Origin of the sequence: Silvibacterium bohemicum, assembly GCF_001006305.1 — a bacterium.
Classification (GTDB): Bacteria; Acidobacteriota; Terriglobia; order Terriglobales; family Acidobacteriaceae; genus Silvibacterium; species Silvibacterium bohemicum.
Map to the genome: position 1 here is coordinate 110197 of NZ_LBHJ01000007.1, position 20695 is coordinate 130891.

The window sequence follows — 20695 nt, forward strand, 5'->3', positions numbered from 1 at the left end:
CCACGTTCTGCCCGATCAGCAGTAGCCGTTGAGCTGCGTCGAATCCAGAAAGGGAAGGATACACGCACCGAGTAATCCCGCGTCGGGCCCGAGTTCGGCCGGAAGCACCTGGGTCGCTCCCCGTGGATGCCCCTTGGCAATGGTGCTGCCCGGAGCGGTAAGCCGATAAACGTAGCTGCGGTGGTTGAGTTCGGCGAAGAGGGCAGCCTGCATCAGGTGCCAGGCCTGCACCAGGCCTCCGCCGACAACATACAGAGGCAGATTCAGCGTATTGACCAGCGCGGCCAGTCCGATCCCCAGCGCGCGTCCGGCATCCGCGAAGATCTTTGCGGCATCCGCGTTGCCTGCGTCGGCGGCGTGCGCCAGTGCGCGAGCGGTCCATGGCGTAGCATCTTCCGGCTGAACCAGGGAGGGCGCATTTCCTGCCGCGGCGCGCTCCTTGGCGGCGCGTACCACTGCTGTAGCCGAGGCATAGAGTTCGAGACATCCGTTACTGCCGCACGGGCAGGCGGGTCCGTAGGGATAGACCGTCGCATGGCCGGCCTCGCCCGCCATGCCGTGCGCGCCGTCCCAGACCCTTCCGCAGAGAATGATGCCGTTGCCGACTCCGGTGCCCAGAGTCAGCATGCACAGCGAATCCAAGCCCAGCGTGCGTCCGCGGCCCAGCTTGCACTCCGCAAGAGCGGCCAGGTTCGCATCCGATTCAACAATGATCGGTCGATTCAAGCGCGCTTCCAGATGGGACTTGAGCTCGAAGCCATCCCACCCCGGAAAGTTGGGCAGGTGATGCAGGCGTCCGGCGGGCAGCTCCAGCGGACCCGGAGTCCCAACACCCACGCCGGCCAGCGCCAATTGGGAAGAGTAGCGGCCTTCCAATGTCTCGACAGCGCTGCACAGATCCTCGGCAACCGCATCCCGTCCGGCTTCGAGACGAGTCGGCAGCAGGATGGTTTCCAGAAGACCTTTGTCGCGCGTATAAGCGGCGATCCGCAGATTCGTTCCCCCGAGATCGACGCCAATGCTATAGCTCTCCACCGAAACTTCTCCTCCATTTTGGGCAAGCGTAATGTTGCCGCTCTCATCAAAGTAGCAAAAGATGGGTAATGTTATCGTTATCGGCGTGAATTACTGAAGGAAAGAGTTTTAGCTGCGGTGCCGGTCAGGGAAAAATCGTGGTGTCGCCTTCGCGCAGTGCCTGAATGCGCTGTTGCAGTCCAACCTCGGTTGCGGCTTTCATCAGGCGAGGTAGCGGCTCGTCCATCTCTTCTTCAGAGAGCCGGAAGGTGCCATAGTGCATGGGGACCATGAACTCCGCGCGCAGATCCTGGAAGGCCTGCAGCGCATCTTCAGGACTGGTGTGAACGCGCCGGAAGCTATCCGGCTTATAGGCCCCGATGGGCAGCAGTGCAACCCGTGGCGCAAGGCGCTCGCCGATCTCGCGGAAGCCCTCGAAGTAGCCGCTGTCGCCGGAGTGGTAGACGGAGTGCGATCCGCTGCGTAGCAGATATCCGCCAAAGCCGCGGTGCGAATCCCGCAGCATGCGCGCACCCCAGTGCTGCGCGGGAGTCATCGTCACCTCCACCTGGCGCAGCTTGCACGTAGACCATGGGCGCAGGCTACGCACGCTTTCAAATCCGATCTTGTCGACCAGATCGGCAACGCCCTCCGGCACCACCGCAACCGGCGATCGACCCGACATGCGAAAGGTGTGACGGACGATCTTCCGCAACGAAGGCAGATTGAGGTGATCCATGTGAGCGTGCGTCAAGAGGACGGCATCGATCGGCGGAAGGTCGCGGATCAGCACGCCGGGTCGGCGCACGCGCCGGATCACCACCAGCCGCGTGGCAAATACCGGATCCACCAGCAGCTTGAGGCCGCCGATCTGGATCAGGAACGAGGCGTGTCCGATGAAGGTGACCGCCAGCTCTTCAGGCTTGGCCAGAAGAGGCTTCTGCGGCACGCCCTGCATCGGTTGAAGTGCTGATTTTGCAATGAGATTGAACGCGAACTTCAATCCAGGACTTGAACGCTTATCTGGCAATGAGAAAGAATCCCCTCTACCGCATCATGATGGATGCTGAATGGAAAGCGAGGGTTCAGAATCTCCGCATCCATAATGAGGAATGATGGGAGATGAAAAGGATTGCCAATGAAACGTCTTAAGATCAAAACCACCCGAAAGCGCGAGATACTCGACATCACCGAAATCGTTGAACAGAACCTTAGCGATATCAGCGCGCGTGAGGGAATTTGCTACCTCAATATCCTGCACACGACAGCCGCCCTGACCACCGCCGACCTCGACCCCGGCACCGATCTCGACATGCTCGATGCCTTCGAGGCCATGATGCCCAAGCTGAAGTACCGCCATCCCCACAATCCGGCGCATGCTCCGGATCACATCCTGTCATCGATCCTGGGAACAGCGCTGACGATTCCGATGAAGGACAACTCACTTGTGCTGGGAACCTGGCAGAGGGTGATCGTGGTTGAACTCGACGGCCCGCGGGAGCGGGATGTGGTGCTGAGCTTTGTGGAAACCAGGGGTTGAAAGGCGCGACAGGCGGGATGACGGTTACGATACAAATTTCCGATTCGTCATTCCGAGCGCAGCGAAGAATCTCGGCAGTCTTGGATTCGAAAGACGCGCTAAGATCCTTCGCTGCGCTTAGGATGACGGTGAAGGGTAGCGAGTACCTAACGAGGAAGCCTCGCGCTCTAAGTGTTCTCGGTAGCAGTCTGCGGAACGACCGGCGGCGGTGCGGAGTCCTGCGCCTGGAATCCGATCTTGCTGTGGGCTCCGTCGCAGAAAGGCTTGTTCGCAGATGCGCCGCAGCGACAAAGAGAGATGGCTGGCTTACCGGTCAGGTCCCACTCGCCACCCTGGGCGTCGACCAGCTTGATGGAGCCTTCCACGCGAAACGGCCCGTTGGGACGCACTGTAATTTTCACTTCGTTCTCTGCCACACTTGCTCCTTAGAATACGAATTTCGAATACGAATTTCTTTGAGTCTAACAGTCTGAGCGAGAGCCGAAGCCGCGGTCACAAAGTCTTCAAATAAGCTTTGGCTTGATAGAGTTCGGGAAAGAGATTTTCTTCCGCCTGGAACTCCCGCGAGTGTACGCAGCGCCGTCCGTTGCGCGTCTTTACCGGATGCTTGAGGTGCAGCATCTCGTGGTACATCAGGTATTCGATGGCGTACCGCGGCGTGCCGCGCCGGTCGAAGACCCTGCTGACCATGATGGTGTTGTGCGCGGCATCGTAGTGGCCGAGTAGACGCTTGGCGCGGTGCTCGCTCCAGGTGAGCTGCGGACGGCCAAGCAGTCCGTGGAAGAAGCGGATGTTCAGTGCCTCAAAGACCTCATCGAGATCGTAGTGCTCGCCCTTCGCCGTGGAGATTCGTTTCCGTCCGCGCGATTGGCGGATGCGCTCAGTCTGACGCATCACTGCTTCGCTCGCGGCAAAACGCCGGTAGCGCGTAGCGTGCCCCGTCTCAATGGGTTTGCGATACAGCTTGGCGATGAGGATGTGCGCGATGGCGCGAATGACACTCTCCGGCGCGCCCTCCAGCAGATCGGAGAGCCGCACCTTGATCCCGCCCTCGCGCAGCCGGATAGTGGTGTTCAGACTGGTGAAGCGGTAAAAGCGGACCTCGAAGGCAGGCATCGGGGCCCGGGGCCGCAGGGCGCGATACTCCTCTTCAAACCAACGGACAAACTCGGGGTTCACTCGCTTGAGAATAGCAAAAAGCTAGGGTGCAGGGCTCAGGGCACAGAGCTCAGAAAACAAAGCCCAGAGCTGAGGACAGAGAGATGGGTATAGAGCATAAGCAATTCTGCCAAAGCCATCCGAGCCCTGCACCCTGATCCCTATACCCTATGTCGGCCCAGTCCCATTCTTATTAGCCTCGTCCTTGTGCTCGGCAAAGTATTTCTGCTGGCTTTCCTGCAGCTTTTTGGCCTGTTCACTGGTGCTTTGGGCGGCGTCAAGCGCGGTCTTACGCGGAAAATCGTAACTTGGATCGGTGCCCGCCTGAGTGATGATCTCCGGCCATTTGGCGCTGGCCGGAACGAGATCCTTTAAAGCTTTGCGGATGTCGGCGTGGGCTTCGTCGAAGGTGTCGAGATTGTCCTGCAGCTCATCGGACAGGCGCGTGAATTCCTCCAGCTTCGCCCGCAGCTCGGCCTTGCGATCCTCGGCCTTGGGATTCGGCCCCAGCTGCTTGATGGTCGCGATGCGCTCCTCGATGAATTTCTGATAGAGCTTGATGCGCTGCACCGGCTGGTCGCGCACCTCGCGGATCTGGTCGACCTCGTCATCGTTCAGAGGGTCTTTCTCTTTTTGCGCATGAAGCAACTGAGAGCACAGCGGGAAAAGCAGCAGGGCGAGAATTGCGGCACGCCACTTGAATGTTCGAGAGGTCATGGTTTTCGTGGAAAAGCGGAGCACGGCGGTCCCCTTTGCAATACTGCCAGTAAGATGCCCAATTCGCATTGGCGCTCTTGAGCTTGCCGCGAAGCGTCCGCGCGTGAACACCGCGATCCGCGGGTGGACACATTCGCCGCTGCGCCTCATTCTACTCCGGAAGGGTATCCCGCATAAGCTCAAAGAGATGCGTTCTCTCTGCAGATTGGACCGGCAGATGCTCATTGCCTGCTGAGGATTTCTGCCCATGTCTTCGCCGCTGCTCTCGCTTCGTTTCAGCATCCGCCAGCTGCGCAAATCACCCGGATTCGCACTGACCGCGATTCTTACTCTGGCGCTGGGTATTGGCGCCGCGGCCGCAGTCTTCAGCGTGGTGAATGCGGTGCTCCTGAAGCCCTTTGCCTTCCGCGAGCCCGACCGGCTGGTGGTCGTGCGCGAGACGGTTGCAGAGATGCGCGCCAAGGAGCCGGATGTTCCCGACAACTACCGCCATTATCTGCGCCTGAAGAAGGCTACGCAGACCTTGGAATCGATAGCCATCTTCCAGGATGCCGGCCCCAGCGTTTCCACTGGCACCGGCCATCCCCGCGTCGTAAACGGTCTGTCGATCTCGCCCGATTTCTTTCGCGTCTTCGGCGTCGCGCCAGTCATGGGACGCGACTTCGAAGCGCGCGATGTGGCCAAGGGCGCTCCGCCAGTGGTGATGCTCAGCTATGCAGGCTGGCAGAGCCTCTTCCACGGCGATCCCGCAGTCGTCGGCAAGAGCCTGCGCATCGGTGGAGAGCTGAACACCATCGTGGGCGTGCTGCCGGCGAGTGTGCGCATTCCCGACATTCGCTTTTCCAGCCGGCTGACCTTTGCCGGACAGACTTCAGCTGAGCAGCCGAACATGGTCTTCGGGCCGATCACCGAGGATGATCACAACCTTCAGGATGACGACGGCAACTTCAACTTCAAGGTTGTAGGCAGGTTGAAGCAGGGTGTCACGGTCGCCCAGGCACAGGCTGAGCTTGATGGGATGCAGCGCGCCTATACCGCTTCCTCGCATCTTTCCATGCATCTCGGCGCGGTGGTCACGCCGCTGGCCAGCGACGTCACCTCCGGCATCAGTGGGACGCTTTGGCTGCTCTTTGCCTCAGTCGGCGCGGTCCTACTGATCGCGTGCGTGAATCTGGCCAATCTGCAGCTGGCCCGCGCCGTCGCCGCCGAGCGGGAGACTGCGGTCCGCGCAGCGCTCGGCGCGAGCCGGATGCAGCTGGTGATGGTCCGGCTGACCGAGAGCTTCGTACTGGCGGCAATCGGCGGCATTGCCGGCGTGGCTCTGGCCTTTGCAGGGGTTCGCGTCATCCTGGCTGTTGCTCCGTCTAACATCCCCAGGCTCGCGGATGTTCAGGTCGATCTTCCTGTCCTTGCATTTGCAGTCGGGCTCTCCGCGTTAACCGCGCTGCTCTTCGGAACGCTTCCCGCGCTGCAGTCGCTGCGCGCCGATCCACAAACCGCACTGCGGGCCAGCTCCACGCGCACCGCCGGCTCGCAGCAGGGAAGCCGTGTCCGCAGCCTGCTGGTTGCCAGCGAAGTCGCATTTACAGTGGTGCTGCTTATGATTACCGGCCTGGTGCTGCGCAGCTTCTCGCATCTCCTCACCCAGAATCGCGGCTTCGAGGTTCACAACGTAACGGCGGCTCAGGTCGACCTCTTCTCTCCGCAGTATGGCGACACCAAGCCCGGCATGAAGGAGGCGAAGCTGGCATTCGCCGACCGCGCTCTCGCCGCGCTGCGAGAGCTTCCCGGCGTCGAGAACGCTACTCTAACCAACAACCTGCCTCTCAGCGGACAAACTTGGGTCGACGAGTTGACCCGCCCCGACCATCCGGCGCCGAATGGACACGGCCCGCTCGTCAACATCCGCTGGACCGATCCGCAGTACCTGCCCACCATGAGCATGGCGCTCGTCTCGGGCCGAAACTTCACTGCTGCCGATCGCGCCAATCCTTACGTGGCATTGATTTCCGAGCAGACCGCACGAGAAGGCTTCCCCGGCGAAAATCCGATAGGAAAAAAGATCAGCGATATCGTTCCTGACAGCCAACAATCGCTCACCATCGTCGGCGTGGTGGCGAACACGCGCGTGAACGGGCTAAAAGACACGGCCAACATGGTCTACGTACCATACTGGACCTTCACGCCGTGGACCCTCACCTTCCTGGTGCGTAGCTCGCAGCCGGGCAAAGCCATCGCGCCTGAAATCCAGCAAACTTTATGGAAGATTGACCCGCAGGTGCCGATTCCCGCGGTGAAGTCGCTTGATGATCAGCTCAGCGAGTCTGTCGCCTCGGACCGCTTCCAGACGCTGCTCCTCTCGAGCTTCGGCGCGGCCGCCCTGCTCCTGGCTCTGCTCGGGGTTTACGGAGTATTAGCCTACTCGGTGACGCTCCGCCTGCAGGAGTTCGGCATCCGCGTCGCTCTCGGCTCCGGGAAGGCAAGGTTGATGGGGCTGGTACTGCGGCAGGCGGCGCTGCCGGTCGTAACCGGCGCAGGAGTAGGGCTGGGATTAGCTCTGATTGCCACGCGCTGGATGCGCAGCCTGCTCTATGAGACACGGGTCGCCGATCCGATGGCAATTGCAGGAAGCCTGGTTCTGCTGGGAATCGTGGCCGCGCTGGCAGCGATTCTGCCGGCACGACGGGCATCGCAGGTCGATCCGATGGAGGTTCTGCGCACCCGGTAAGCGGCTCGGAGATTGCCGCGCGTGATCGATCGCCCTTCCGAAACCGGGGAAGAGAGTAAACCAACTTCAGGTTGATGTGACCGCGATTTGTTTTTCGGAGGGAGAGTGAGGCTTCAGCCTCATGAATAAACCGATCCAATCCCGCGGACTTCTAGCCCCGGGCGTTTGCTTCCTAAATCCGGCATAACCGCTTAATGCTTGAACACCTGCACCATCATCTCCCCCTCCACCTGATCGAGCTGTTTGAGAGTCGATTCCAGGGTGGGGCGGTCGTCGAGCGATGCGCCCAGCATGATCTCCTTCAGGCGGAAGGCGGTATGTCTCATCAGGATCTCGGCGTTTTTGAGTCGCTTGGCGTCATCGGCAACGTTCATGTGAATCTTGGCGGCGTACTGCTGCACGGCTTTGAGCGAAGCCGAGGCATCCTGCGCGTTGCCGGCATTCAGCTGTTGTCCGGCCAACTCGGCCATGGAATGGGCCAGCTCGGCGTAGAGAAAGCATTGTTCCTTGGGCGCTGCCTGGGCCGCACGGCTTTCCAGCACGGCCATTTCGTGAACGTCCAGGATCTTGTCATTGGCTGCGTACGCAGCGGGGGCAATGGCGACTGTCGCGAGTGAAAGAGCTAAAACGAACCGCATGATGCACCTCCCAGGGTGCCACGGGAACGTCGAACGCCAGCTTACTTGGCGAGGACTGCCAGCCTTTGTTTGGCCTGCCACTCCTCATCGGGAAACTTCCCCAGGGCAGAACTTAGGAACAGACGATAATACTCCACAGCTTGCTTGCTCTGATGTAATTTATCGTGCGCGGTGGCATACATAAAGTAAGTAGCCGGTGTTTCGGCAGCAATTTTTGATCGGGCTGCAAGCGCATCCAGTTCCAGGGTGCTGTCCCCGGTCTTGGAAGCGGCAAAAGCGATCCCGCCCCATACATCGGCATCTTGTGCGTTGATCTTAACCGCGTGCTGAAATAAGGCAAGGGCGTCGGCGTATTTCTGTTCCCGAATGAGAACTTGTCCGCGGGCGGAGAGCAGATCAGCGTCATTTGGGGAAACAGTCAATAAATCAGCGTAAACGGCGTCGGCCTTTTCCAGATTTTCAGCCTGCATATAGGCATCGGCCAGCATATTCGAGATCTGGCGATCCTTCGGCTGAAGCAGGTGCAGCTTCTCAAGCGTGGCCGTGGCCTCGTCGCTCTTGCCTTCCGCGGCCAGTAGGGCGGCGTACTGCGCATTCAAGGCCGGATCGTCGGGGTCGCGGAGCAGCGCGCTGTGCACCAGAGGCTCGGCGTCGGTGTATTTCTTGTCCTGGATCAGGATATGGACGAGGCCCGCGATGGCCGGCGAAGACTCCGGCTCGCTGTTCAGCACACGCCGATAAGCCTGCTCCGCGATGTCGCGGTCGCCTTCTGACTCCGCGATCTCGGCGGTAAGCAGCGTGTCGTCCGGTGTCTCGGGCGATAGCTTCAGCGCCGCCAGCAGATCGGCCTTGGCCGCGTCAGCATCGAAGTTGCGCAACATGTGGGCGAGTGTGCGGTAAGCCTGCGCTTTCGCGGCTGGATTGGGCGGGTTCGGCTCGAGATTCGTCGCGGCTTCGAGCTCGGCGCGGGCATCGGACGAGTCCTGCTGCGCCAGCAGCAGACCCAGCGCCAGGTGAGACTCGAACTGCTTGGAATCGGCCGCGACCGCTTTGCGATAGAAGCCAATTGCCGCGTCGCTATGTCCCTGCGCATCATCGCAATAGCCGCGGTCGAAGAGCGCGCGCGCGTCGCTGGCATGCGCGGAGAGATAGCTGTCGAGCAGGCCTCGCGCCTTATCGAAATTCTTGTCGTCGACCGCCGCCTCGGCCTCCGTAAGCGGACTGGTCTTAGGGAAGGCAGGCGAGGCTGCGGGCTCCGGGTCGCTGGTTCCCGGCGGCATAGAAGCCGACTGCGCGCTCAGGGCAAGCGGAGAGAGAAGGATGACGAAGATTAGTGCGAGGCGTTGCTGCAAGAAATCACCTTTGTTTCCGAGACTATTCCATGGACGGCTAAGCCACGGTTTCGTTGGCCAGCTCACTGGCCGGCTCGCGCCGCGCCGCCAGAACCTTGGCCAGCCAATATCCGGTATGCGAGAGCTCATTGGCGGCAATCTGTTCGGGCGTTCCGACGGCAACGATCTGGCCCCCCGCCGAACCGCCTTCGGGGCCGAGGTCGATCACCCAGTCCGCCGATTTGATCACGTCAAGGTTATGTTCGATCACCACCAGCGATCCGCCGCCATCGATGAGCTTGCGAAAGGCGGTCAGCAGCTTGCTGACATCGTCGAAATGCAGCCCGGTCGTCGGCTCATCGAGAATGTAGAGCACCCGGCTCTGCTTCTTCGCGTCGCTGCCGTTCGAGCCCCGCACCGAAGCCAGGTGCGCGGCCAGCTTCACGCGCTGCGCCTCGCCGCCCGAGAGCGTTGTTGCGGATTGTCCCAGGCGAACGTAGCCAAGTCCGGTCTCGTCCAGTACGGCAAGCTTTTCGACGATCTTCGGCTGCCCGGCAAAGAAGCGCAGCGCTTCCTTCACGGTCATGCCCAACACCTCGTGGATGTTCTTGCCCTTGTACCTGATCTCCAGCGTGCTGGCTTTGTAGCGTGTCCCGCCGCACTCCTCGCAAGGCAGCTCCACATCGGCGAGAAACTGCATCTCGACCGTCACCGTGCCGTCGCCCTCGCAGACATCGCACCGCCCGCCGGGAACATTGAAGGAAAAGTGTCCGGCAGCGTAGCTGCGGCGCTGCGCTTCGGGCTGCGCGGCGAAAAGCTCGCGGATAGCGTCGAAGGCCTTGATGTAAGTCACCGGATTCGAGCGTGGTGTCCGGCCGATGGGCGCCTGATCGACCAGCACAATGTCATTGAGCCGGTCCGCGCCCTTGATCTCGCGATAAAGGTTGGTCGGGTCGCCGCCTTCGGTCTTGCCTAACTGATGGGAGATGACGCGATACAGCACCTCGTGCACCAGTGTCGATTTTCCCGAGCCGGAGACGCCGGTGATGCACACCAGCATGCCCAGCGGAATCTCGACGTCGAGACCGCGCAAATTGTGGGCGCGAGCTCCGCGTACTCGGATCCAGTCCTTCGCCGCACCGGTCTCGCGCCGCCGCGTAGGGATGGGAATGGTGAGCTGCCCGGAGAGATATTTGCCGGTGATGGATTCGGGATCGCGCTCCACTTCTGCCACCGTCCCGGAAGCGAGCAGCTTTCCGCCGAACTCTCCTGCGCCCGGTCCGAGATCGAGCAGGTGATCGGCGGAGCGGATGACGTCGGGATCGTGCTCGACCACCAGGATCGTGTTGCCCAGGTCGCGCAGGTTTTCGAGGATGCGAATCAGCTTCGCAGTATCGCGAGTATGCAGCCCGATGGAAGGCTCGTCGAGCACATAGAGTGCGCCTACCAGGCGCGAGCCGAGCGACGTGGCCAGCTGGATGCGCTGCGATTCGCCGCCGGAAAGCGTGGAGGCCAGCCGGTCAAGGGTGAGGTAATCGAGACCGACCGCATCGAGGAAGTGCAGGCGCTGCTGAATCTCGGTGAGAATGCTGCCCGCGATCTCCTGGTGCATGGGCGAAAGTTCGATGCCCTGGAAGAACTCATTCGCGGTGCGAATGGTGAGCGCCGCTGCCTCGCAGATATTATGGCCCCGGCTATCGCGACCGGCGCTTTTACCGGCGATGCGCACGGCGCGAGCCTCGGCGCGCAGCCGCTGCCCCTTGCACTCCGGGCACAGCGCGTAGCCGCGATACTTCGAAAGCATCACGCGGACGTGCAGCTTGTACTTCTTGCGCTCCAGCGATTCAAAGAAGCCATGCACTCCAAGAAAGCTGCCGTAGCCATCCAGCACGAATGTCTGCTGATCGAGCGTGAGGTCGTACCAGGGCACGTCCATGGGAATGCCGTGCGCTTTCGCAGTCTTCTTAAGTTCAGTGAAGTAGGTGCGGTACTTCGGACGGTTCCAGGGATCGATCGCACCATCGTCCAGCGTTTTGGACTTGTCGGGAATGATTAGGTCGAGGTCGAAGTCGATGGTGTTGCCGAAGCCCTGGCAGCGCGGGCACGCGCCGAAGGGATTGTTGAAGGAGAACAGACGCGGCTCAGGCTCGCGATAAATGCGATGGCAGTTCTTGCATTCGAAAGCTGACGAAAATCGGAGCCGTTCGCGATCGGGCTCCTGCCTGCCGTCCGGCGCCGGGTCGCGCGGGACAATCTCAAAGAGGATTTCATTCGCCTCGCGATAGCCGATCTCGGCGGCGTCGACGATGCGGGCGCGATTCTCGGCCGAAACTACGATGCGGTCGACGAGGATGAAGACCGGCAGCGCGAAGTTGACCTCAAGCAGCGACTCGGGCGTCGAGAACTCGTAGATGATTCCGTTCTGATACAGGCGGTTGAAGCCGCGCTTGCGCAGATCGGAGAGCCGCTCTTTCAGTTCCTCGGTAAGCAGCGACTCCGCTGCTTTCTTTGTAGTCTTTTTCGCTGCCTTCTTAGGCCGCGCAGGCTTGGCCTCGGGATCGGCAGCGGTCTCTGCAGCCGGAGCGGGACGTGTCACCGGCGTAACCGGGAAGAGCGCATGCAGGCGCGTGCCTTCGCCCAGGGCGAGGACGGCGGCAGCAATTTCGTCGACCGTGTCGCGCTTCACGATGCCATCGCAGACGATGCAGTGCACTACGCCGCAACGCGCCCACAGCAGACGCATGTAGTCGTAGATTTCGGTAGCGGTGGCGACGGTCGAGCGCGGATTGCGCGTCGAGTTCTTCTGCTTGATAGCAATGGCGGGAGCCAGCCCGTCGATGAGGTCCACGTCCGGCTTCTCGATGCGCTCCAGAAACTGCCGGGCATACGCTGACAGAGATTCGACATAGCGCCGCTGCCCCTCGGCGTAGACGGTGTCGAAGGCGAGCGAAGACTTGCCCGAGCCGGAGACGCCGGAGACGACGGTGAGCTTCCCATGCGGGATATCCACGTCGATATTTTTCAGGTTGTGGGTCCGCGCGCCGCGGATAACGATCTGATCGGTCAAACGTAAGCCCCGTAGTGAATGCACCGGGCGTCCATCGTGCAGCAACGCCGCGGGGAGCACAAAGATGTCCAGTTTGATTATAAGGGGCGGCCGGGGAAGCGGGTTGCTGCAGAAGCAGGTTGCTGAAATCCGGGTCGCTAAGAAGCGGATGGCGGGTGTTGTTGCAGTGCCGGCAGTCGATTGTTGGCGAGCTATTTCGCAATCAGGATTTTAAGCCATCCGGTCTTTAGCTACCCGCCTTTTAGCAACCGGCCCTTCAGCGACCCGCCTTACCAGCCACTACTTTGATCTCAAACAACTTTGGCCACAGCTTGCCGGTCACGAAAAGGCGATCGTGCTGCACGTCATAGGCAATGCCATTCAGCACCGCATTCTGATCCTGCGGCACCACGCTTGCGACCAGGCCGCTCAGATCGATCCAGCCCAGAACCTTGCCGGTCTGCGGCGAGATGCGCGCGATTTTGTTGGAGTACCAGATGTTGGCGTAGATCTGGCCGTGAATGTACTCGAGCTCGTTGATCTCCTTCACCGGCGCACCGTGATCGGTAACCGTGATGCGGCGAACCACGGCGAAGGTCTCCGGGTTGAGGAAGCGCAACTCAGCGCTTCCGTCGCTCAGGATGAGATTCTTCCCGTCCTGCGTGAGCCCCCAGCCCTCGCCTTCGTATGGAAAGGTGCGCAGCTGGCGAAAACTGAAGCGGTCATAAACGAACGCGATGTGCGCCTTCCACGTGAGTTGGACGAGCGTGCTGCCCCAGTTGGTGAGGCCTTCGGCAAAGAATTGCGACGGCACATCCTGGCGCTGAAGAACTTTCCCCGTTTCGAGGTCGTCCATGCGCAGCGACGAGCGGCCGTTCAAGCCGGTGCTCTCGTAGAGCTGGCCATTGATGAAGATCAGTCCCTGCGTGAAGGCTTCGGGATCGTGCGGATAAGTGTGGACGATGCGATATCCGTCGGCGCAAAAAGCCAGCGGCAGAAATACAAGACAGAACGAAGCGAGCAGGAGGAGTCGGCGTGACATGGCAATCATTGAGCGGGTACGGTGCGCGAAAGATAAAAACGAAAGAAGGCGTCGGAGTCGGAGTGCAGGCATGCGTTTACGTTAGGCAAGCCGGGAGTGCGCCGCGTGTATCCCTGGTCGTCGACCGAGAGATGCATCGGTGTCGTTGGGCAGAGGCCGGGATCGATTGCATAGCTCACCGCCATGGGATCGAAGAGCGTCGGCATGGTCTGCTTGGTCGCAGCGCTCCAGTATCCATAAATGATCCGCAGTTGCTCGGTCAGCGGCGTGTGCGCATCGAAGAGCTTGGTAAGGCGCGCCTGATTAAACTTCAAAATCGTCGAATCTAGCGGCATGGCGTAAATCGGTACACCCGAGGCAAAGACCTTGCGCGCGGCAGGAATGTCGCAAAGAATGTTCCACTCGGGATCGGGGTACTTGTGATCGTCATAACCGCGATCGACCGACCCGCCCATCATGACAATGCGCTTCAGCTTGCGAAAGGTCGCGGGATCTTTGTCGATAGCCGCGGCCAGGTTGGTCTGCGGCCCGATAGCGATTAGTGTGATCTGGCCGGGATTTTTTTTAATTTGACTAAGCAAAAAATCAGGGCCGGAAACCTTGAGCACCTTCGTGCTGTGCGCATCCTTCGCGTACAAAGCCTGAGTGAACGGCGCCTTCGGAGGTGTAGGCACACCAGCGGCGACAGGAACATTTCCGAATCCCGTCGCATCGAGGAATTTCTGCGCAAACTGCGCGCGCAAAGCCGTGTCGCCGAAGGCGGTAGTCACGCCCAAAATCTGCAGCTCGGGGCTACGCTCGGCCAGAGCCAGTGCGAATACGTCATCGATGTCGTCTCCGATATCGGTGTCGATGATGACCAGCTGTTTTGCGGGTTTCGATGCCTTTGTCTGCGCGTTCGAATGCAGTGGAGTGAAGACCACTGCCAACAGGCCGATGACCGCCAGCGTCCGTAGAATCCCACGTCTCAGAAGCGAGGCGTGGGGCACCCGGTCGCTGGAAACGACATGACGATTTGTTGTTCCACCGCTCTTCGTCATTCCACCATCCTTCGTCATTCTGAGCGTAGCGAAGAATCTCGACAATATCAGTGCACAAACGTCGCTGCGATCCTTCGCTGCGATCAGTACGACGCCCCCGCGTCGACCGTCGCGGCTTCGGACCCACCTAGGCATTCGGCTCTTCCTTAGACCGTAGCGAGTCGAGCAGCAGAAGAATCCCACCGACGACGATGGCCGAATCGGCAACATTGAAGTCGGGCCAGTGGTAGTGGATGATGTGGACCTCGAGGAAGTCGATGACCGTGCCGGTGCGCACGCGATCCCACACGTTGCCGATGGCCCCGCCCAGCACCAGCGCCATCGACAGCGAGGTCATGGTGATGCGGCGTCCCACGCGCAGCAGAACCACCAGCACGACGATGGCTGCCAGCACGGAGAAGGCAGTCAGCATCCAGCGAGTGCGCTCCGGGTGAGGCGAGTCGGTGAACATGCTGAAGGCCGCGCCGCCATTGAGCACGTGCGAGATGCGAAAGACATGCGGGATCACGGTGATCGCCGAGCCTTCCTCGATATGGCCGCTCACCCAGTGCTTGGTGATGCGGTCGAGGGCGATAATGAGCGCGGACAGGCCCAGGAGCCAGCCCCGCATGTCGAATGGTTGGTTGCGGGTCAGGCTCAAGCGTTCACGCTCCCGGCATTCTCAAACGGGGCAAACTCCGGCATCTGGCGAAGAGCATCGGCGCAGCGTCCGCAGACGGTAGACCAGGGACCGAACCGTGCAGTGTCGGTGCGATAGTTCCAGCAGCGCTCGCACTTGATTCCGTCGGCAGGATGGAACGCAAATCCGAAGCTGCTGAGGTCACGTGAAGATTGATTCTCGCGCGGAAGTTCGAATTGCGAAATATTGAAAAGCTCTTTGAGCGATGAGGAGTACTTATTCAAAAGCGCGAGAACTCCATCGGAGCCGTTCAGCACTATTTTCGCTTCGAGTGCTTTGCCAATACGGCCAGCCTTGCGCTCTATCTCAAGAATTCTTAAGACTTCATCGCGAATTTCGAGCAAATTATTCCAGTCAGTCAGCAGCGCTTCGTCTTTGACGGCGATGTCATCCAATTTCGGAAACAGCGCCAGATGCACACTAGCCTCGCGGCCTTCCACATGCGGCAGATACCCCCAGACCTCCTCCGCAGTAAAGGTCAGCATAGGAGCGACCAGCCGCACCAGCGTTTCGGTGATCTTCCAGAGAACCGTCTGCGCTGACCTGCGCTCCACGCTCACCGGCGCGAAGGTGTACATGCGATCCTTCAGCACATCCAGATAGAGCGCGCTCAGGTCGACGATGGTGAACTCGTTGATCGCGTGATACACGCGATGAAACTCGAACTCGTCGTACCAGGTCAACACCTTCTCCGTCAGCTCGCGGGTGCGCGCCAGCATGTAGCGATCGAGAGGCAACAGCTCTTCGTCCTTCACTGCATCGCGGGCCGGAACGAAGCCCTGCAGGTTGCCGAGCAGGAATTTAAAGGTGTTGCGCAGCTTGCGATAGTTCTCAGCTGCGCGCTGCATCAGGTTCTCGCTCGCGGTCACGTCTTCGCGGAAGTCGACGCTCGCCGCCCACAGGCGCACGATCTCCGCACCCAGACGCTTGGCGATGTCGACAGGATCGACGCCGTTGCCCAGCGATTTCGAGAAGGCGCGTCCCTGTTCATCGAGCGTCCAGCCGACCGTCGCGACCTTCTTGTACGGTGCCTGCTCCTTGATCGCAACCGAGCACAGTAAAGACGAGTGGAACCAGCCGCGATGCTGGTCCGCCCCTTCGATGTAGAGGGAGGCAGGGAACTCGAGCTCGGGATTCCCGACGAGCACAGCATTCCAGCTGGTGCCGGAATCGAACCAGACATCCAGAATGTCTGTCTCTTTTCTAAAAGCTGCCGCAGTGTTGCTGCTTACTACACCTTCGTTTGCGCCACTTGAAGCGGCATCTTCCGCTGGCCTGGGCTGCACGTTGCCACACTTCGCGCAGGTGGTTCCGGCGGGCAGAATCTCATCGACCGAATATTTGTGCCATGCCTCCGCGCCCTCTTCATGAAACAGCCCCACGACGCGCCGGTTCAACGCGGCATCATTCAGTGGCGTATGGCATTTGTTGCAGAGAAAGACCGCAATCGGCACGCCCCACAGCCGCTGGCGCGAGATACACCAGTCGGGCCGGGTGGCGATCATGTTCGAGATGCGCTCCTGTCCCCACGCCGGGTCCCAGGTCACGTGCTTGATCTCGTCCAGCGCGCGCTGGCGGAATGTGGTCTCACTGCCGTCTGCGTTCTTCAGCGGCGTCTCCATGCCAATGAACCACTGCTCCGTTGCGCGGAAGATCACCGGATTATGGCAGCGCCAGCAGTGCGGATAGGAGTGGTAGATATCCTGGCGGCCCATCAGCGCGCCGCGCTCCTTCAGCATCTCGATGATGAGCGGGTTGGCCTCCCACACCGTTTTGCCTTCCCACTGCGGCAGGCCATTGCGCAAGCGGCCTTCGTTGTCCACGTTGCAGGTCTGGTCGAGGCCGTAGCGCGTGCCGGTGTAGAAATCGTCCGCGCCGTGCGCCGGTGCGGTATGTACCGCGCCCGTGCCGGTGTCGGCAGTCACATAATCGGCGTTTACCCCGAGAATGCTGCGGTCGAGGAAGGGATGCTGGAAGGTCGAGTGTTCGAGCCTAGCGCCTTTGACCCGTGCGATGGGTTTCGCGCCTTCCAGATTGCAGGCTTCGCGAACGTTCGTCGCAAGGGATTCCGCGACGATGTAGACGTTACCGTCGGAATTCTCGAGCGCCACGTAATCGAATTCGGGATGAAATGCGACCGCGAGCGATGCGGGAAGGGTCCACGGGGTGGTCGTCCAGATGATGGTCCAGACCTGCTTGCCTTCCAAATCCTGATGAATGTTTCGGGGCGGAGTGCTCAACTTGTAGCGGACATAAACACTGGGGCTGGTGTGCTGCTCGTACTCGACTTCGGCCTCGGCCAGCGCCGTCTTGTCGTGCAGGCACCAGTAGACCGGCTTCAGACCCTTGTAGACAAAGCCCTTTTCGAAGAAGTCGTAGAAGCTCTCCAGCGTCTTGGCTTCGTACGGCTTCGACATGGTCAGATAAGGCTTGTCCCAGTGGGCAAAAACGCCCAGGCGGATGAGCTGCTCGCGCTGCATGTCGATGAATTTCTGCGCATATTCGCGGCAGGCGCGCAGCACGGATAACGCAGGCATCTCCAGCTTCTTGCGGCCCAGCTTTTCGTCGACTTTAATCTCGATGGGCAGCCCGTGGCAGTCCCATCCCGGAACCAGCGGCGCATCGTAGCCAGCCATGGTCTTCGATTTCAGGATGAAATCCTTGATGCACTTCTGCAGAGCGTGGCCCAGATGGATGGGTCCATTCGCGTATGGAGGCCCGTAGTGCAGAATGTACTTCTCGGCGCCCTTGCGCGCCTGGCGAATCTGTTCGTACAGTCCCGATTCTTCCCATTGCTGGAGCCGAACCGGCTCATTCTGCGGCAGATTCGCCTTCATCGGGAATTTGGTCTCGGGCAGGGTCAGGGTCGCCTTGAGTTCGGGCGCAGAGGACATCTTTTCTCCCACAATTTGGAATTCGAAGGACAATCGTTCGCGATATTCAAGAAGAACTTGCGCGAGATTTGTCTAAGACTTTTATTGTATCCGGTCAAAGAGATTGCCGAGACAGTGACCTGCGGGCAGTTGATCCGTCTATTTTCAAGGTGGTTGGTGTATCTTGAAGTGTCTTGCTGGCATCCCATGGAAGAAATAGCGGGGATGAATCCAAGACAAGCAGTTCAACGTCATCCATAATGGAAGATAGCGGAGGTACGCCTCCAGCAACGCAATATGGGCAATGAGCCTTTGATATCTACGGATCAGGATCCAACGAAACCTCGCCCCTCAGAAGCGGAGCCTGAACTTCTGATTGAAGCCGATGGTTCCATGTGGTCGTCGCTTCTCGCCAATCTGCGCGACGCCTTCTCATCTTCGCAGCAACCCCCGCTCGAACTCAGCTCCCAACCCATCGACGTTGTCGATGCCACCAAAGAAGAGCCGGTCTGGAAGACGCTGGGCGCCAGCATCCAGGACCTGTTCTTTCCAAAAAAACTTGCTCCGCTCGAGCTGACTTCGAAGCCGATCGCGGTTGCCGACCCCATGGCCGTCAAGCGCGATCCGCTATCCAGCGGCCTGGCCATCCTGCTGCATGTCGTGGTGATCGCGCTGATCCTGCTCTTCGCCTGGGAGCAGTGGAAGACGCGGCCTATCCAGAAGAAGACGGTGGCAACAAATATCGACATCAAGCCGTTCATTCCCATGACCATGAAGATGAACCAGTCCATGGGCGGCGGCGGTGGCGGCGGTGCGCACGAGCTGGTCGAGGCGTCGAAGGGGCATCTGCCCAAGATGTCCAAGACCCAGATCACGCCTCCGCAAATCATCCGCAACGATCATCCCAAACTGGCCGTGGAACCGACCATCGTAATGCCGCAGGAAGTGAAGCTTCCTGATGCCAAGATGCCGGATATCGGCGTGCCGCAGTCGTCGCAGGTGGCGCTGGCCTCGCAGGGCTCCGGTTCAGGTTCGGGCTTCGGCTCCGGACGTGGCGGCGGCATCGGCTCAGGCAACGGCAACGGCGTCGGACCCGGCGAGGGTGGCGGCTACGGCGGCGGCCTGATGCATCCGGGCGGCGGCGTCTCGGCTCCGCAGGTGGTTTACTCCGTTGATCCTGAATTCTCCGACGAAGCGCGGCGCGCCAAATATCAGGGCATCTGCGTGGTCTCGGTGATCGTCGATGCGCAGGGCAATCCGCAGCGCGTCCACGTCGTCCGTCCGCTAGGCATGGGACTGGACGAAAAAGCCATCGAAGCTGTGCGCCAGTACAAGTTCAAGCCGGCCTATTACCAGGGCCATCCGGTGGCTGTGGAAGTGAACATCGAAGTGAACTTCCGCATCTACTAGAGCAATGGGCTCTAGAAATACACCGTCACTCTTGTATCAGTAGACGAGCGGCGGGAGGAAGAATCCCAGCGATGCCCGGGAATGTATCCAGAAACGGCTCGGAGCTAATTCAAGCTGCGAGCTGTTTTCTTTTGAAACACGCCCCTCGATTCCCACCCCATTTGGCTTTTCCATACCGGTGCGTCATCCTATCGAAGAAGGAGATTCACGCATGAGCTCATCCTCCACACCGACTTCCGGGACACGGATTTCCGCCGCCTCCGCCGGAACCATTCAACTTGGTGATCTCACCGTCAACCGCCTGGGATACGGTGCGATGCGTATCACCGGCAAAGGAATATGGGGGCCGCCGGCCGATCAGGACGCATCCCTGGCAACGCTGCGGCGAGCCGTCGAGCTGGGCGTCAACTTCATCGATACCGCCGATTCCTACGGACCCTATATCTCCGAGGAGCTAATCGCCGAGGCGCTTGCGCCGTATCCATCCGGCCTGGTCATCGCCACCAAGGGCGGATGGGAGCGCGTCGGTCCCGGGCAGTGGATTCACAATGCCAGCCCGCGGCATCTGGAGGAGGCTGTCGAAGGCAGCCTGAAGAGGCTTAAACTCGACCGCATCGACGTCTACCAGCTGCACATTCCCGATCCAGCGGTGTCGTTTGAGGCATCCATGGAGACCCTGGCGCGGCTGCAGGAGCAGGGCAAGATCCGCCACATCGCGCTCTCCAACGTGACCCAGGAGCACGTCGAGCGGGCGCGGAAGATCGTGCCCATCGTGTCCGTGCAAAATCGATACGGCTTCGCCGACCGGGAGTGGGATTATCTCCTCAACTATTGCGAAAATAACAAGATAGCCTTCATCCCATGGGCTCCGCTGGGGCAGAACCGGGAGGCTCACGAGGTGCTGGACAAAGTGGCCGGACAGATCGGCGCCGCCCCGCTTCAGGTTGCCTTGGCTTGGCTGCTGCGCAGGTCCCCGGCAACTCTGCTGATCCCCGGAACCTCGTCGGTGACACATCTGGAGGAAAACATCGCAGCGGCCGCTATCCAGCTGCCCGATGAGGCATTTCGCGAGCTTTCGGAGGTTACTCCGCCACCGGCAAGTCTCCGATAGCCGACTTCGCAGAGAAAACGCTTCGGGCAACCCTGCACCTGCGGATCGGGTCCAACTATTCAGGGAGCAATCCCGTGGAGGAGTATCGATGTCGAACACTCAGCAATCCGGGCATGACCAGGGAAGCCACAAAAAAGAGAAGGAAGGCGCCGGCCATCAGCAGCAGCAACAGCAGCCCAACGATCAAAAGTCGGGGCAGCATGGTGACACTGGAAAGAAACAGGAACATCAGCAGCACGGCGATTCCGGACAACGGAAATTAGGCCGGCACGCTAACTGAGATCGATCGGTAAATGTATGGTCCGCCGCGCGACTGCAAGGATTAGTTCGTTCGAGAGACAAGTCTGCGGCAATGTATTCGGCCTTTG

The 20695-nt window shown here is 60.2% G+C and carries 17 protein-coding genes; 5 read left to right on the plus strand and 12 right to left on the minus strand.

Going from position 1 to position 20695, the window contains the following annotated elements; translation table 11 throughout:
• Nucleotides 1-15: 15 nt before the first annotated feature.
• Together XX99_RS15085 and XX99_RS15090 are read right to left on the minus strand one after the other, a co-directional pair.
• The gene (locus tag XX99_RS15085; RefSeq protein WP_231581398.1) at nucleotides 16-1035 is read right to left on the minus strand and encodes an ROK family protein; all 1020 of its coding nucleotides are present in this window, start codon (nucleotides 1033-1035) and stop codon (nucleotides 16-18) included.
• Between the two features lie 124 nt (nucleotides 1036-1159).
• Nucleotides 1160-1972, minus strand: coding sequence for an MBL fold metallo-hydrolase (locus XX99_RS15090; RefSeq protein ID WP_082125616.1), 813 nt, complete (start codon nucleotides 1970-1972; stop codon nucleotides 1160-1162).
• A 180-nt stretch (nucleotides 1973-2152) separates the two neighbouring features.
• Here XX99_RS15090 and XX99_RS15095 point away from each other — a divergent pair, with 180 nt between their 5' ends.
• Nucleotides 2153-2554, plus strand: a complete 402-nt coding sequence (locus XX99_RS15095) for a secondary thiamine-phosphate synthase enzyme YjbQ (RefSeq protein ID WP_050060240.1) — start codon at nucleotides 2153-2155, stop codon at nucleotides 2552-2554.
• 167 nt (nucleotides 2555-2721) lie between these two features.
• On the opposite strand, the gene XX99_RS15100 is transcribed toward XX99_RS15095, so the two are convergent.
• The 3 genes from XX99_RS15100 to XX99_RS15110 all read right to left on the minus strand — a co-directional run bounded on the left by XX99_RS15100 (nucleotide 2722) and on the right by XX99_RS15110 (nucleotide 4429).
• Complete coding sequence (locus XX99_RS15100) at nucleotides 2722-2970, minus strand: CDGSH iron-sulfur domain-containing protein (RefSeq protein ID WP_050060241.1); 249 nt, start codon at nucleotides 2968-2970, stop codon at nucleotides 2722-2724.
• A gap of 76 nt (nucleotides 2971-3046) precedes the next feature.
• Nucleotides 3047-3670, minus strand: coding sequence for a M48 family metalloprotease (locus tag XX99_RS15105; protein WP_231581400.1), 624 nt, complete (start codon nucleotides 3668-3670; stop codon nucleotides 3047-3049).
• Between the two features lie 210 nt (nucleotides 3671-3880).
• Nucleotides 3881-4429 (minus strand): hypothetical protein, encoded by a 549-nt coding sequence (locus tag XX99_RS15110; protein ID WP_050060243.1) that lies wholly within the window; start codon nucleotides 4427-4429, stop codon nucleotides 3881-3883.
• Nucleotides 4430-4676: 247 nt separating this feature from the next.
• On the opposite strand from XX99_RS15110, the gene XX99_RS15120 reads away from it, so the two are divergent.
• Nucleotides 4677-7157, plus strand: coding sequence for an ABC transporter permease (locus tag XX99_RS15120; RefSeq protein WP_050060245.1), 2481 nt, complete (start codon nucleotides 4677-4679; stop codon nucleotides 7155-7157).
• A gap of 191 nt (nucleotides 7158-7348) precedes the next feature.
• Here the strand turns inward: XX99_RS15120 and XX99_RS15125 are convergent, their stop codons facing one another.
• The 7 genes from XX99_RS15125 to ileS form a co-directional block, all read right to left on the minus strand.
• On the minus strand, nucleotides 7349-7795 hold the full coding sequence (locus XX99_RS15125; RefSeq protein WP_050060246.1) for a hypothetical protein: 447 nt from the start codon (nucleotides 7793-7795) through the stop codon (nucleotides 7349-7351).
• Between the two features lie 41 nt (nucleotides 7796-7836).
• Nucleotides 7837-9147: a tetratricopeptide repeat protein gene (locus XX99_RS15130; RefSeq protein ID WP_050060247.1), complete on the minus strand. Its 1311-nt coding sequence runs from the start codon at nucleotides 9145-9147 to the stop codon at nucleotides 7837-7839.
• Between the two features lie 37 nt (nucleotides 9148-9184).
• Nucleotides 9185-12193: an excinuclease ABC subunit UvrA gene (uvrA, locus tag XX99_RS15135; protein WP_050060248.1), complete on the minus strand. Its 3009-nt coding sequence runs from the start codon at nucleotides 12191-12193 to the stop codon at nucleotides 9185-9187.
• A 256-nt stretch (nucleotides 12194-12449) separates the two neighbouring features.
• Nucleotides 12450-13214 (minus strand): glutaminyl-peptide cyclotransferase, encoded by a 765-nt coding sequence (locus tag XX99_RS15140; RefSeq protein ID WP_231581402.1) that lies wholly within the window; start codon nucleotides 13212-13214, stop codon nucleotides 12450-12452.
• A gap of 5 nt (nucleotides 13215-13219) precedes the next feature.
• Complete coding sequence (locus XX99_RS15145) at nucleotides 13220-14254, minus strand: nucleoside hydrolase (RefSeq protein ID WP_184085295.1); 1035 nt, start codon at nucleotides 14252-14254, stop codon at nucleotides 13220-13222.
• Between the two features lie 127 nt (nucleotides 14255-14381).
• Nucleotides 14382-14894, minus strand: coding sequence for a signal peptidase II (lspA, locus tag XX99_RS15150; protein ID WP_231581403.1), 513 nt, complete (start codon nucleotides 14892-14894; stop codon nucleotides 14382-14384).
• Nucleotides 14891-17827 (minus strand): isoleucine--tRNA ligase, encoded by a 2937-nt coding sequence (gene ileS, locus XX99_RS15155; protein WP_050060251.1) that lies wholly within the window; start codon nucleotides 17825-17827, stop codon nucleotides 14891-14893. The genes lspA and ileS overlap by 4 nt, the downstream gene beginning before the upstream one ends.
• A gap of 372 nt (nucleotides 17828-18199) precedes the next feature.
• On the opposite strand from ileS, the gene XX99_RS15160 reads away from it, so the two are divergent.
• The 3 genes from XX99_RS15160 to XX99_RS15170 all read left to right on the plus strand — a co-directional run bounded on the left by XX99_RS15160 (nucleotide 18200) and on the right by XX99_RS15170 (nucleotide 20607).
• On the plus strand, nucleotides 18200-19216 hold the full coding sequence (locus tag XX99_RS15160; RefSeq protein ID WP_231581405.1) for an energy transducer TonB: 1017 nt from the start codon (nucleotides 18200-18202) through the stop codon (nucleotides 19214-19216).
• Nucleotides 19217-19427: 211 nt separating this feature from the next.
• Entirely contained in the window at nucleotides 19428-20327 is a 900-nt protein-coding gene (locus XX99_RS15165; protein WP_050060253.1) for an aldo/keto reductase, read from the plus strand.
• A gap of 88 nt (nucleotides 20328-20415) precedes the next feature.
• Nucleotides 20416-20607: a hypothetical protein gene (locus XX99_RS15170; RefSeq protein ID WP_050060254.1), complete on the plus strand. Its 192-nt coding sequence runs from the start codon at nucleotides 20416-20418 to the stop codon at nucleotides 20605-20607.
• Nucleotides 20608-20695 lie beyond the last annotated feature (88 nt).